Source organism: Azonexus sp. (assembly GCF_036170495.1).
Taxonomy (GTDB): Bacteria; Pseudomonadota; Gammaproteobacteria; order Burkholderiales; family Rhodocyclaceae; genus Azonexus.
In genome coordinates this window covers 1-11,043 of sequence record NZ_JAVHPH010000359.1, presented here as the reverse complement: position 1 = coordinate 11,043, position 11,043 = coordinate 1, and the positions used below count along the sequence as shown (strand labels likewise).

Annotated in this window: 13 protein-coding genes and 1 tRNA gene; 7 read left to right on the top strand and 7 right to left on the bottom strand. The window is 59.9% G+C overall.

Annotated elements, in window-relative coordinates:
- Nucleotides 1-40 precede the first annotated feature (40 nt).
- The 4 genes from ADADOO_RS13265 (at nucleotide 41) to ADADOO_RS13250 (ending at nucleotide 2,623) form a co-directional block, all read left to right on the top strand.
- Nucleotides 41-1,261 carry a molybdopterin molybdotransferase MoeA gene (locus tag ADADOO_RS13265; protein ID WP_511277978.1) on the top strand — a complete coding sequence of 407 codons (1,221 nt, stop codon included), beginning with the start codon at nucleotides 41-43 and terminating at the stop codon, nucleotides 1,259-1,261.
- The gene (gene moaD / locus ADADOO_RS13260; RefSeq protein ID WP_511277977.1) at nucleotides 1,258-1,506 is read left to right on the top strand and encodes a molybdopterin converting factor subunit 1; all 249 of its coding nucleotides are present in this window, start codon (nucleotides 1,258-1,260) and stop codon (nucleotides 1,504-1,506) included. The genes ADADOO_RS13265 and moaD overlap by 4 nt, the downstream gene beginning before the upstream one ends.
- A gap of 17 nt (nucleotides 1,507-1,523) precedes the next feature.
- Nucleotides 1,524-2,447, top strand: a complete 924-nt coding sequence (ylqF, locus tag ADADOO_RS13255) for a ribosome biogenesis GTPase YlqF (RefSeq protein WP_511277976.1) — start codon at nucleotides 1,524-1,526, stop codon at nucleotides 2,445-2,447.
- Nucleotides 2,448-2,547: 100 nt separating this feature from the next.
- A tRNA-Asn gene (locus tag ADADOO_RS13250) sits at nucleotides 2,548-2,623 on the top strand.
- 219 nt (nucleotides 2,624-2,842) lie between these two features.
- On the opposite strand, the gene ADADOO_RS13245 is transcribed toward ADADOO_RS13250, so the two are convergent.
- From ADADOO_RS13245 to ADADOO_RS13230, 4 genes are all read right to left on the bottom strand, one after another.
- Entirely contained in the window at nucleotides 2,843-3,775 is a 933-nt protein-coding gene (locus ADADOO_RS13245) for an RDD family protein (protein WP_511277975.1), read from the bottom strand.
- Between the two features lie 68 nt (nucleotides 3,776-3,843).
- Nucleotides 3,844-4,920, bottom strand: a complete 1,077-nt coding sequence (locus ADADOO_RS13240; RefSeq protein WP_511277974.1) for a GSU2403 family nucleotidyltransferase fold protein — start codon at nucleotides 4,918-4,920, stop codon at nucleotides 3,844-3,846.
- 106 nt (nucleotides 4,921-5,026) lie between these two features.
- Nucleotides 5,027-5,242, bottom strand: a complete 216-nt coding sequence (locus tag ADADOO_RS13235; RefSeq protein ID WP_511277973.1) for a hypothetical protein — start codon at nucleotides 5,240-5,242, stop codon at nucleotides 5,027-5,029.
- Nucleotides 5,236-5,676, bottom strand: a complete 441-nt coding sequence (locus ADADOO_RS13230; RefSeq protein WP_511277972.1) for a rhodanese-like domain-containing protein — start codon at nucleotides 5,674-5,676, stop codon at nucleotides 5,236-5,238. Before ADADOO_RS13230 ends, ADADOO_RS13235 begins: the two co-directional genes overlap by 7 nt.
- 122 nt (nucleotides 5,677-5,798) lie before the next feature.
- Here ADADOO_RS13230 and ADADOO_RS13225 point away from each other — a divergent pair, with 122 nt between their 5' ends.
- The gene (locus ADADOO_RS13225) at nucleotides 5,799-6,353 is read left to right on the top strand and encodes a YaeQ family protein (RefSeq protein ID WP_511277971.1); all 555 of its coding nucleotides are present in this window, start codon (nucleotides 5,799-5,801) and stop codon (nucleotides 6,351-6,353) included.
- Nucleotides 6,354-6,403: 50 nt separating this feature from the next.
- On the top strand, nucleotides 6,404-6,877 hold the full coding sequence (locus ADADOO_RS13220) for an OmpA family protein (RefSeq protein WP_511277970.1): 474 nt from the start codon (nucleotides 6,404-6,406) through the stop codon (nucleotides 6,875-6,877).
- Between the two features lie 45 nt (nucleotides 6,878-6,922).
- Here the strand turns inward: ADADOO_RS13220 and ADADOO_RS13215 are convergent, their stop codons facing one another.
- From ADADOO_RS13215 to ADADOO_RS13205, 3 genes are read right to left on the bottom strand one after another with little or no spacing between them, the layout of a single operon-like run.
- Nucleotides 6,923-7,642: a zf-TFIIB domain-containing protein gene (locus ADADOO_RS13215; protein WP_511277969.1), complete on the bottom strand. Its 720-nt coding sequence runs from the start codon at nucleotides 7,640-7,642 to the stop codon at nucleotides 6,923-6,925.
- Nucleotides 7,643-7,659: 17 nt separating this feature from the next.
- Nucleotides 7,660-9,561, bottom strand: a complete 1,902-nt coding sequence (locus tag ADADOO_RS13210; protein WP_511277968.1) for a peptidase U32 family protein — start codon at nucleotides 9,559-9,561, stop codon at nucleotides 7,660-7,662.
- A gap of 6 nt (nucleotides 9,562-9,567) precedes the next feature.
- Nucleotides 9,568-10,389: a class I SAM-dependent methyltransferase gene (locus ADADOO_RS13205; protein ID WP_511277967.1), complete on the bottom strand. Its 822-nt coding sequence runs from the start codon at nucleotides 10,387-10,389 to the stop codon at nucleotides 9,568-9,570.
- A 110-nt stretch (nucleotides 10,390-10,499) separates the two neighbouring features.
- On the opposite strand from ADADOO_RS13205, the gene ADADOO_RS13200 reads away from it, so the two are divergent.
- The gene (locus tag ADADOO_RS13200; RefSeq protein ID WP_511277966.1) at nucleotides 10,500-10,778 is read left to right on the top strand and encodes a hypothetical protein; all 279 of its coding nucleotides are present in this window, start codon (nucleotides 10,500-10,502) and stop codon (nucleotides 10,776-10,778) included.
- Nucleotides 10,779-11,043 lie beyond the last annotated feature (265 nt).

Sequence of the window (11,043 nt, the reverse complement as noted above, 5' to 3'; positions counted from 1 at the left end):
CCGATTTCGTCATGAACCACCTAAATTTGCAGGCCCGCCCATGCTGAGTTTTGAAGAAGCCCTGGAAAAGCTGCTGGCCGCTGCCCAGCCGGTCGAGGAAATCCGCTCGCTGCCGATTACCGCCGCCGCCGGCCGCATTTTGGCCGTTTCCCAGCAGTCGACCGTAGCCGTCCCGCCGCTCGACAACTCGGCGATGGACGGTTACGCCGTGCGCGTTGCCGACATCACCGCCGCCGGCGTCTGCCTGCCGGTCAGCCAGCGCATTCCGGCCGGCACGGTCGGCACGCCGCTGGAAGCCGGCACGGCCGCCCGCATCTTCACCGGCGCCCCGGTGCCGGCCGGCGCCGACGCCGTGATCATGCAGGAACGCTGCGAGCACGGCGAAAATGGCGTGGTCATCAACCATGTGCCGCGTGAAGGCGAGAACATCCGCCGGGCCGGCGAAGACATCTCGGTCGGTGCCGAAATCCTCAAAGCCGGCGTCAAGTTGCGCCCGCAGGAAATCGCCCTGGCCGCCTCGGCTGGCTTGCCCGAACTGCCGGTCTACCGCCGGGTGCGCGTCGGCGTTTTCTTCACCGGCGACGAGCTTGTCCAGCCGGGCGAACCGCTGCCGCCGGGCGCCATCTACAACTCCAACCGCTACGCGCTGCGCGCCCTGCTCGAAGGCATGGGCTGCGAAGTGCGCGACCTCGGTGCCGTCGCCGATACGCTCGATGCCACCCGCGACGCCCTGCGCCGTGCCGCTGCCGACAACGATCTGGTGCTGACCAGCGGCGGCGTCTCGGTTGGCGAGGAAGACCACGTCAAGCCAGCCGTCGAAGCAGAAGGCCGGCTCGATATGTGGAAGATCGCCATCAAGCCCGGCAAGCCGCTGGCCTTCGGCGAAATCCGCAAACAGGATGGAATCAGCAGCGGCAAAGCCTGGTTCCTTGGCCTGCCCGGTAACCCGGTTGCCGCCTTCGTCACCTTCCTGACCATGGTTCGTCCGTTCATCCTGCGTTTGCAGGGGGCGGCCAGCGTTTCGCCGCGCATCCTGAATCTGCCGTCCGCCTCGGTGTGGGGCAGGGCAGACGGCGCCCGCCTCGAATTCCTGCGCGGCTGGCTCAACGACAACGGCGCCGTCGAGCTGTACAAAAACCAGGGCTCGGCCGTCGTCACCTCGCTGTGCTCGAGCGACGGGCTGGTCCTCAACCCGCCGGGCAGCACCATCGCCGTCGGCGACACGGTGCGCTTTGTATCCTTTGCGGAGCTGCTGTCGTGAGCGTCAAAGTTCTCTACTTCGCCGGCCTCAAGGAGGCCCTCGGCCTGCCAGGCGAGACTGTCGAGCTGCCGGCCGGCATTGCCACCGTCGGCGGCCTGCGTGACTGGCTGGTCGGCCAGGGGCGCGACCAGCTAGCCACCGCCAAAAACCTGCGCTGCGCTGTCAATCAGGACATGGCAAAACTCGATGCCACATTAAAGGACGGCGACGAAATCGCCTTCTTCCCGCCGGTCACTGGCGGCTAAAAATAGAAAGAATAAAAATGTCCATCCAATGGTTCCCGGGGCACATGACCCAGGCCCGCAAGAAGGCCGGCGAAACGCTGGCCGTGGCCGACGTCGTCGTCGAAGTCCTCGATGCTCGCCTGCCGCAGGCGAGCAGCAATCCGATGATCCACGAGCTGCGCGTCTTCCGTCAGCGCCCGTGCCTCAAGCTGCTCAACAAGGCCGATCTGGCCGACCCCGAAGCGACCAAAGCCTGGCTCGCCTATTTTGACGCCCAGCCCGGCGTCAAGGCTGTCGCCATTTCGTGCAAGAAAGCCAGCGACGTGGCACGCATCCCCGGTCTGGCCCAGAAGCTGGCGCCGCACCGCAACGACGCCGTCAAGCCGCTGCGCCTGATGATCATGGGCATCCCCAACGTCGGCAAATCGACGCTCATGAACGCCCTGGTCAAGAAAAAAGTCGCCGCCGTCGGCGACCAGCCGGCCGTCACAAAGACCCAGCAGCGCATCGACATCAGCAACCGCCTGACCCTCTACGACACTCCGGGCATGCTCTGGCCGAAGATCGACCACCCCATCGACGGCCTCATGCTCGCCGCCAGCCACGCCGTCGGCATCAATGCCTACATCGACGAAGAAGTCGGCACCTGGCTCGCCACCTACCTGCTCGAGGCCTACCCCAAGCTGCTCATGGCGCGCTACGGCTTTGCCACCGAAAACATGGATGCCGTCGGCGTCATCGAAGCCATCGGCAAAAAGCGCGGCTGCGTCATCAAAGGGCGGGGCGGCGAAATCGATATGGAAAGAGCCGCTGCCATCCTGATCCTCGACTACCGCTCCGGCGCCCTCGGCCGCATCAGCCTGGAAACGCCGGCCCTCAGGGCTTCCCGGCAAGCCGAGTTGAAGGCCGCGGGCAAACTGCCGGTGAATCCCGATCTTGCGGTCGACGACGGAAAAGCCTGATTTTCAATTTTTTTACCGCTGCAAGACGCTCTCTATTGCGGCCTCTCCGCGGATTTGTATATAATCCGCGCCCTGTCAGCCGCACGGCCGACAGTACCGTTCCTCGATAGCTCAGTCGGTAGAGCGCCGGACTGTTAATCCGTAGGTCCCTGGTTCGAGCCCAGGTCGGGGAGCCAGAAATACAAGCAAAAAGCCCAGTTCAAAAACTGGGCTTTTTGGATATTTGGCTTCTGGGCTTGCAGTCAGTTGTGTGAATAACGTAAATGACTCTGACCCCTTTCGCTGGTGGGGTTCTACGCATAACGCATCATCATCCCGTTACGTCGACAGGTTTTTCAGAGAATACCTAAGTACTTAGTGCTTAGTAGTGCTTAGAAAAACAGGTAGCATGAACCTCACTTGGCGCGACCAAACACCTCATCATCACTCAATAATTTGTTCTCAGAAGCGCCGGATTTCGTCTTAGGCTGGTCAACTATTGGATCGTTTTCCCACTCATGCCCTGATGGGCGTGTGATGCTTTGTAGACCTGCATTTATGACGAACAGTACAGCCACAATCAATGCAGCAGCAATCATTCGCAGAGGCCCGAGTTCAGATCCTTTGACGCTAAATCGGTCAAGATCATATCTCGCTGCCTGCTTTAACTTAAGGCGCCCATGTTGTTTAGCCATAGTAAAGAGACTAACCAACGGAAACCCCGTGCCGAGGCCGTACCAGAAGACGCCGATCTGTCGTTGAAAATATTGCATGGCGGTTGGCCGCTGGTCGGACATGGTTGTCACCTTGATGCCAAGAAGTCCCTTTCCAAGAGTGGTTCCGAAGATACCAAAGATAGCGCCCTCAATGGCGAGTATCAGTGGCGTCAAGAACCAACCAAAAACGTATTCAGATCCTGGCCTTTGAGTCCAGAGAGCGAAACTTGATGACAGTGATGAAAGAACATACGCCGTCAGAAAAGCTGTAGGCAGCGCGATGACCCAGAGATCAATCATTCGGGCAAGAAAGCGACGCCAAGGGCCCGCAAGAGATAGCACATTGACATCTTTCTGCTTTCTTGCTTGAGGTAACTCCGGGGGCAATGCCCCAACAATATGATCAAGCTCAGAAACTTCAGCGAGCGGCGCCCATGTTGGCATGCCCTCCTTCCAGACCATACTACTTGTCGTTACCGTTCCTTCGATAAGCATTTGCCGCAGCGCGTTTATTGATACGGGTCCTTTTCTGGAATCTTTTCTTGAGTACCACCATTCGTCTTGCATATTTTGTTCCTCAACGAATAATAGGGGACAGCCCACGGTTTTATTGAGGGCTGATTGATTCGGCATTTCCTGCGCCTCAACCCCATTTCAATTTTAGCCATTTTTTCCGGTTTACCGTGACCTTCCGCCTGAGGTCATTGTTCTTGCGGCTCTCCAGGGATGGCTTTGCCAAGTTCGGCATCCCAAACCTTCTCGTGAACCCAGTCGTGCAAGGACTCCCGCATTTCTGCTGGTAAGCGACTTACACCTTTGAGGATCAAGTTTCCGAGAAGGTCTTCCCGTTCGTTGACGGCATCGGCGGCGAGCATCGCGGAACCCGGGTTGTCGGCCAGTAGTACTTCCAGGAGTTGCTCAGCCTGGCGTATGTCCTTGTCGGATTTTGTTTTCTCACCGACCGGACGCAACTGGGAAACGGCCAGCTTGTGAAGTGCGAACCTCGCTGGGTTCGGGACTTTTACCGGGATTCCCGCGCCGTTGAGGACCACGGCATCCTGCGTTTGGTTGAGAAGGTAGTCCATGTAAGGAAGCGGCATGGCGTGAACAGAGAAGCGGTCTATGAGCACGGGTGTTCGCTCTGTCGCAGCGTGTTGTGCGGTCAAGAATTCGACCTTGAAGCCGTCAGGGGCGATCAGGTTGAAGGGGGGAGAACTTGGTAGCAGTTGTGGCGGCCACTTGAGGGCCGGCTCGGCTAGCCGAAGATCGTCCGGTATTGAGCGCTGGAGGCCGATATCGAGTTCCCGCTCCGGGGAGAAGTCCATGTCGCTTGTTCGTATCAGGGTCGAGCCGAAGGACACTCCCAGCATGTTTCCGTAGCAAGCGAAGGCAAAGGAACCAACGAGGACGCCGCCGGCATCAAACAGGCCCGCCTGGCTCATGCGTGACAGCAATTTTGCGGGGCGCCCTGGCTCGAGATGGGCACCACCTACGCCCAACATGGCGACGAGTCGTTTGCGCGCGTCGCTCAGGCCTGCGGCATCTGACTGCGCTGTCCGCCACTGGTCAATTTTTGCCAGCAATTCATCGGATTCCCTGCCCAGCGAGATTTGCCGCCGTTGCCCGTCGACCTGAGGTGTCTGGTAGTACCAGTAGATCCCTCCGTTGACGGTTTTCTTGGTGAACGCGCCGCCCGGAGGCAGTCGGCCCGACTCCCCGCAGGCCCGGTCCTTGAGGTCGGCATACAAGGTGGCGCAGGTTTCAGAAAGTCGTTTCATGGCGAAATTATACGCACGTAATTTGTAAGTGAGTATAAACGCTTGCGCTACCCGATTTCAATTTTGGGCATTTTTCCCGGTTGACCGTGGCAAGCGGGATGCTGGCTTATGGCGCCGCCTGATTCAGCACTTCCCAAATCCGCCAATGCCCGCAGGCCGAGCGGGCTCGGCGTTCGGAGTTGTCCCAGCCGCCGTCCTGGCAGAGGCCTTCCGAGGTTTCGGCTTCGATGATGACGGTTCCCGGCTCGTTGCCGGGTTGGCGCCAACCGCGCCAGTGCTCGCAACTGGCGCACCTTTTGCGGTCGACGGCGTGGTTCAGCAAGTTTTCGCGGCCTTGCAGGAGGCGATGGTTTGCGTTGCCGGGACGACCGGGCCGCCGGCGCCTATCCAGCCTTTGATACCGGACTTGACGTTGTAAACCGTGGTGTAGCCGGCCTGTTGCGAGAGGAACTGGCTGACGGCCTTGGTCCGGTTGCCGCTGCGGCAGATGACGATGAGCGGCTCGTTCGGCTTGGCGATGGGTTTGACCTTTTCGAGCCAGCCGGCGGCGTCGGCGCGGCCTTTTTCGTCGAAGAAGGTGAGCAGTTTGCTGCCGCCGACGATGCCGGTTTCTTCCCATTCCGATTGCAGGCGGATGTCGACGACGGGGACGCCGCTTTGACGCAGTTTGTCGAGCTGGGCGTTGTCGATGTCGATGACTTCGGCGTGGGCGACGCTGGTGGCAGCGAGCAAGCAGGCTAGGAGAAGGTGGCGCATGGCAGTCTCGTTTATCAGAAAACGCTGATTATAGACTTTAAGATCGGTTGGCCAATGGACCGCATTGCTGGCTGCCGGGTTCCCGTCCGCATGGGATAATTCGCCCTTTTTCCGGGGCAGCCATGGCGCTTAAATCCACTATTTTCAAGGCCGAATTACAACTTGCCGACCTCGACCGTTCGCATTTTGGCGATTACGCGCTGACCATTGCCCGTCACCCTTCGGAAACCGACGAGCGGATGATGGTTCGCCTGCTGGCCTTTGCGCTGAATGCGTCGGAGACGCTGACTTTCGGGCGCGGCCTGTCGGCGACCGAGGATGAGGCGGACCTGCAGGATCTGGACGCGACCGGGAGCATCGAGCGCTGGATCGACGTCGGGCTGCCTGACGAAAAGGCGATTCGCCGGGCCTGCAACCGCTCACGGCATGTGATGGTGCTCAGTTATGGCGGGCGGACCGCTGAAATGTGGTGGCAACAGACCCAGGGCAAGGTCTCCGGGCAGAAGAATTTGCGCGTGCTGGCGCTGAGCGTGGAGGAGGGCAAGGCGCTGGCGTCGCTGGCGGCACGCGGCATGCGTCTGAAATGCACGATTCAGGATGGGGTGATCTGGCTGGGGGGCGATCAGGATCACGTCGAGCTGGCGCCGAGAGTCCTCTTTGATAGTGATTTGGCATAGAATTCGCTGACGTTTTCGCCGGTTTTGAGCAACTTTTTCGAGGGGTGACTATGGCTGCTAATGATGAAGACGAATCAACCGCGGTAATCGTCGGGGTGTTGGCCGGGATCGCGCTGGCCGTTGTCGCGGTGGTTTATGGCGCCAGCGCCGGCAAGAGTGTTCTGGCCAAGGCGAAGCCCGTTGCCGAACAGGCTGAGATCGCACCGGTTGGCGAGGCGCTGGCCAAGGTTTATTTCGCCCTTGGCGCTGCGGTGCTCGACGAGGCGGACAAGGGCGTCGTCGCCAAGACGCTGGAGGCGCTGGCGGCCAACCCCAACGCCATCGTGCTGCTTTCCGGGTTCCACGATACTTCCGGCGATCCGGCCCAAAATGCCCAGTTGGCCAAGCACCGCGCGCAGTCGGTGCGCGATGCGCTGGTGGCGGGCGGTGTTGCTGCCGAGCGGATCAAGTTTCGCAAGCCGGAATCGACGCTGGGGACGGGGCGTGCGGAAGAGGGCCGACGGGTCGAGATTCGCGTCCAGTAATCGCTGGCTGCGCCCCACAAAAGCGAGCTTCGGCTCGCTTTTTAGTCAACGCTTGATCAGCGCCCAGACAAATTCGGCGCCCGCTGCCAGCAGGTCAATGGCGTCGATAATGCCGGCGTTTTCCGGCTCCGGTTTGAGGCGTTTCTGGCGCGATTTCTCGCGTTCGCGCATGACGATGGCGTCGCCGAGCAGTTCGACATCGCGCGTTGTCCGGCGGATTTCGGCGTGCTGGTAGCGGGCCAGTGACTGTTCGACGGCCGACGGGTCGAGGATGGTGATCGGTGCCCGGCAATGCCCGCAGACGTGGTCCTGGCGGATATCGACCGGGGCGCCGCAGCCCATGCAGCGGATGATGCCGACCTTGGCCGACAGCTCGTTGATTTCGGCCGGGTTGAGTTGGCGGACGAAGCCCTTTTCGATCATGAACTGGGCGAAGGTGGTGAAACGGCCGTGTTTTTGCAGGCAGCGGTGGTAGTTGAACTGGCCGCCATGCTTGGCCACATCGAGGCCGTGCAGCAGTCTTTCATTGCAGCGCGGGCATTGCAGCGGTTCGCGCAGGGGCTGGCGCTGGTCATCGTGGTGCTCATGCAGCAGCTTGAAGAGCTTAACGATGCCGCCGGGCGTGATCTGGACGCTTTCGTACTCGTCGAACCAGATGCCTTGGCAGGTGAAACACATGTCGAGGACGACTTCGCCGTGAAGCAGGCGCTCAAAACGCTGCTTGGTCATCATTTGCCGGCAGGAGGGGCAGGAGGTCGGTTTCATGGGGGTTTTAGGGGGTGCTATGCCGGACGGATGGTGCCGAGATTCAGCGTCACGCCCTTCTTCATCTTGCCGACGACGTGCATTTCGCAGGCTTTGCAGTCGAACTTGAGGATCAGCTTTTCGTTGCCGTTGATCAGCGTCATCGGGTCCGGCTTGAGGTGTTTTACCTCTTTCGGGCAGAGGTTGAAGCTGTAGCGCAGGCAGTGGCGGGTGATCATCAGCGAGACCATGCCCTTTTCGTTGCCGGCCTCGTAGGCTTCCTCGATCAGCTTGACGCCGTGTTTCTCGTAGAACTGGCGGGCCTTGGCGTTGAAGACGTTGCCGAGATAGGTCAGTTCTTCCTGCGGGTAGGGCACCGGGTTGGTGGCCGGCGTGGCGCGTGGCGGGCGCGGGTGGGTTGTGATGCGGGCGGCTTCGAGCTGTTCGGTGGTTTCGCGGCGCAGGGCATTGATGGCGCTGACGGGCAGGAACCAGGGTTGGCTGAGCTTCAACTCAACCGGCTCGGCGACGAACATGGTGTTACCGAATTTGCCGAGGTTTTCCGTTAGTTTGGCCATCGCGGCTTCGGGGTTCTGGGCCAGTTGCCATTCTGATTTTGGCCCGTTTTTCCGGTTGACCGTAGCAATGACGCCATCTTCGTCGGTTAGCGTCAGCGCGAAGCCGTCTTCGGTTTCGGTCAGCACCGGTTTGACCGAAATGCGGCGGTCGGCTGATTCCTTTTCCAGAGAACGCTCGAATTCCTGGTCACGGTTGCGGAAGAGGCTGGCGCCTTCGGTCAGTTCTTCGGGCATTTCGGCCGGGAAGAGGGTTGTGCCATCGGCGCCGCTTTCTACCCGATTGATGCGCATGCCGACGACTTCGCCGTGGGCGTCGTAGAAACAGACGCCGTCACCGTTGTTGAAGGGCTTTTCGGCATTGACCGTGAAAGAACCGTCGCCGATCTCGACAACCTCGCCGATCAGCTCGCCGACGAAGGCCGGCGAATCGAAGGCGCCGATGTCGTCCTGACGGTCGTTGGCGAAATAATCGGTGTAGCCCCGGTTGAAGGTCTTGTCCGGCTGCGGCGTGAAGGTATAGGTGCTGCGGCCGCTTGAGCCACGCGTGAATTCCGGGTGGTTGGCGATGATCTCGTCGAGCAGTCCGCGGTAGTGCGCGGTGATGTTCTTGACGTAGCTGAGGTCCTTGAGCCTGCCCTCGATCTTGAAGGAGCAGACGCCGGCGCGGGCCAGATCGAGCATGTTGGCAGTCTGGTTGTTGTCCTTCATCGAGAGCAGATGCTGGTTCTCGGTGATGGTTTTGCCCTTGTCGTCGACCAGCGTGTAGGGCAGGCGGCAGGCCTGCGAACACTCGCCGCGGTTGGCGCTGCGCCCGGTGTGGGCCTGGCTGATGTAGCACTGGCCGCTGAACGCAACGCACAACGCGCCGTGAACAAAATACTCCAACGAAACATTGGTTTGCGAAGCAATCTTGATAATTTCGTTTAAGCTGCATTCGCGCGCCAGAACGACCTGCGAGAAGCCGACATCTTCGAGAAACTTGACCTTGTCGGCGTTGCGATTGTCGGTCTGCGTGCTGGCGTGGAGCTGGATCGGCGGCAGGTCGAGTTCGAGCAAACCCATGTCCTGGATGATCAGCGCATCGGCCCCGGCTTCGTAAAGCTGCCAGGCCAGTTGGCGGCTGTCTTCAAGCTCGTCATCGCGCAGGATGGTGTTGAGCGCGACGAAGACCTTGGCCCGGTAGCGATGGGCAAAATCGCACAGCCGTTTGATTTCGGCGACATCGTTGCCGGCGCCGTAACGCGCACCGAAAGCCGGGCCACCGATGTAGACGGCGTCGGCGCCGTGCTTGATGGCTTCGATGCCGAAATCGGCGTTCTTGGCCGGGGCGAGGAGTTCGAGCGGGTGTTGAATTCGGGTCATGGCGCCTTAGTACGTGAAACGCGGGGCAAGTTCTTCGATATTGAACTCGTGCAGAATGGCTTCGGCCCGTTCGCGGGCGTTCTTGCGCGGGGTGCCACGCTTCGAAGCGACAATCAGCTCGTTCTTCATCGAGTGTTCCCAGCCGACCAGTTCGGTGACCGTGACGTCGTAGCCATGCGCTTCCAGCAGCAGGCAGCGCAGCACGTTGGTCAGGTGGCTGCCGAGCTCGCGGGTGTGGATGGGGTGTCGCCAAAGTTCGGACAGCGGTTTTTGCGACAGCGATTCGTTCTTCCGGGCTCGCATGGTGGCGGCGACTTCGGCCTGACAGCAAGGGACGAGGACGATATGGCGGGCGTTCTTGGTCAGCGCGAAACGGATGGCGTCGTCGGTCGCCGTGTTGCAGGCGTGTAGCGCTGTCACGACATCGACGCTGGCTGGCAGATCGGGGACAGTCAGCGAATCCTCGACCGTGCAGGCAAGGAAGCGCATGCGCTCAAAGCCAAGCCGGGCGGCCAGTTCGCGCGATTTCTCGACCAGTTCCTGGCGCGTTTCGATGCCAATGATCTCGCCGGTGGCGCGATTCTTGATACAGAGATCATAGAGGATGAAACCGAGATAGGACTTGCCGGCCCCATGGTCGACCAGGGTCTCGGCGCCATCCAACAGCGGTTCGATGAACTGGTAGAGGTGATAGACCTGTTTGAGCTTGCGTCGCGTGTCCTGATTGAGTTTGCCGTCACGGGTGAGGATGTGGAGTTCCTTGAGCAGTTCGATGGACTGCCCGGGACGGATTTCAGGAATGTCAGCGGTGATGTTTGGCTTCTTCATGGGGCGACATTATCGCATTCAAATTTCTATCACTTTCGTGTCAACCGAATCAAAGTCGAGTCGTTATTCGGCTCATGGTGATCAAACACCGCACAACTACGGAGATATAAATGGGCAGTCTGAGCAACGAATCCTTCGAACAATTCCTGGATTCCCTGAAGAAAGCCGGTATTACGATTTCCAAAGAAGCCGAACTGCGCGAGCGGCTGGCTGAAGCACAACGCTGGCGTTTCGCCTTCCAGACTCTGGCTGCCAACGGCAAGGTCATCGGCATCAGTTTCGAAGATCATTCCGAAGGCCGCAACGAAGCCGAAATTACCCGCGCTTTCAACGAATTCCATTTTTCCGAGAAGTCCAAGGCGGTTTTCTCAGCCAGTCTCAAGCACTAAGACTTCACGTTTCGGCCTTCCGCAACGGCGGGGGGAAGAAGAAAAAACGGGCGCCAAGTGGCGCCCGTTTTGCGTTGTGCTTTCGGTGGAGCGTGGTTTCCACGGTCAACCGAAAAAATGGCCGAAATTGAAATTCCGGCCATTCGTTTTTAGCGGGTGATCGGCTTGTAGCGAATCCGCTTCGGCTTGGCGCCTTCTTCGCCGAGGCGGCGTTTCTTGTCTTCCTCGTATTCCTGGAAGTTGCCGGTGAAGAAATTCCACTGCG

Excerpts from the sequence above, each read along its gene's own strand:
- ADADOO_RS13215 (WP_511277969.1), bottom strand. The coding sequence starts at position 7,642 with ATGAAACCGACCTCCTGCCCCTCCTGCCGGCAAATGATGACCAAGCAG.
- ADADOO_RS13225 (WP_511277971.1), top strand. The coding sequence starts at position 5,799 with ATGGCGCTTAAATCCACTATTTTCAAGGCCGAATTACAACTTGCCGAC.
- ADADOO_RS13230 (WP_511277972.1), bottom strand. The coding sequence starts at position 5,676 with ATGCGCCACCTTCTCCTAGCCTGCTTGCTCGCTGCCACCAGCGTCGCC.
- ADADOO_RS13240 (WP_511277974.1), bottom strand. The coding sequence starts at position 4,920 with ATGAAACGACTTTCTGAAACCTGCGCCACCTTGTATGCCGACCTCAAG.
- ADADOO_RS13265 (WP_511277978.1), top strand. The coding sequence starts at position 41 with ATGCTGAGTTTTGAAGAAGCCCTGGAAAAGCTGCTGGCCGCTGCCCAG.
- ADADOO_RS13200 (WP_511277966.1), top strand. The coding sequence starts at position 10,500 with ATGGGCAGTCTGAGCAACGAATCCTTCGAACAATTCCTGGATTCCCTG.
- ADADOO_RS13205 (WP_511277967.1), bottom strand. The coding sequence starts at position 10,389 with ATGAAGAAGCCAAACATCACCGCTGACATTCCTGAAATCCGTCCCGGG.
- ADADOO_RS13220 (WP_511277970.1), top strand. The coding sequence starts at position 6,404 with ATGGCTGCTAATGATGAAGACGAATCAACCGCGGTAATCGTCGGGGTG.
- ylqF (WP_511277976.1), top strand. The coding sequence starts at position 1,524 with ATGTCCATCCAATGGTTCCCGGGGCACATGACCCAGGCCCGCAAGAAG.
- ADADOO_RS13245 (WP_511277975.1), bottom strand. The coding sequence starts at position 3,775 with ATGCCGAATCAATCAGCCCTCAATAAAACCGTGGGCTGTCCCCTATTA.
- ADADOO_RS13210 (WP_511277968.1), bottom strand. The coding sequence starts at position 9,561 with ATGACCCGAATTCAACACCCGCTCGAACTCCTCGCCCCGGCCAAGAAC.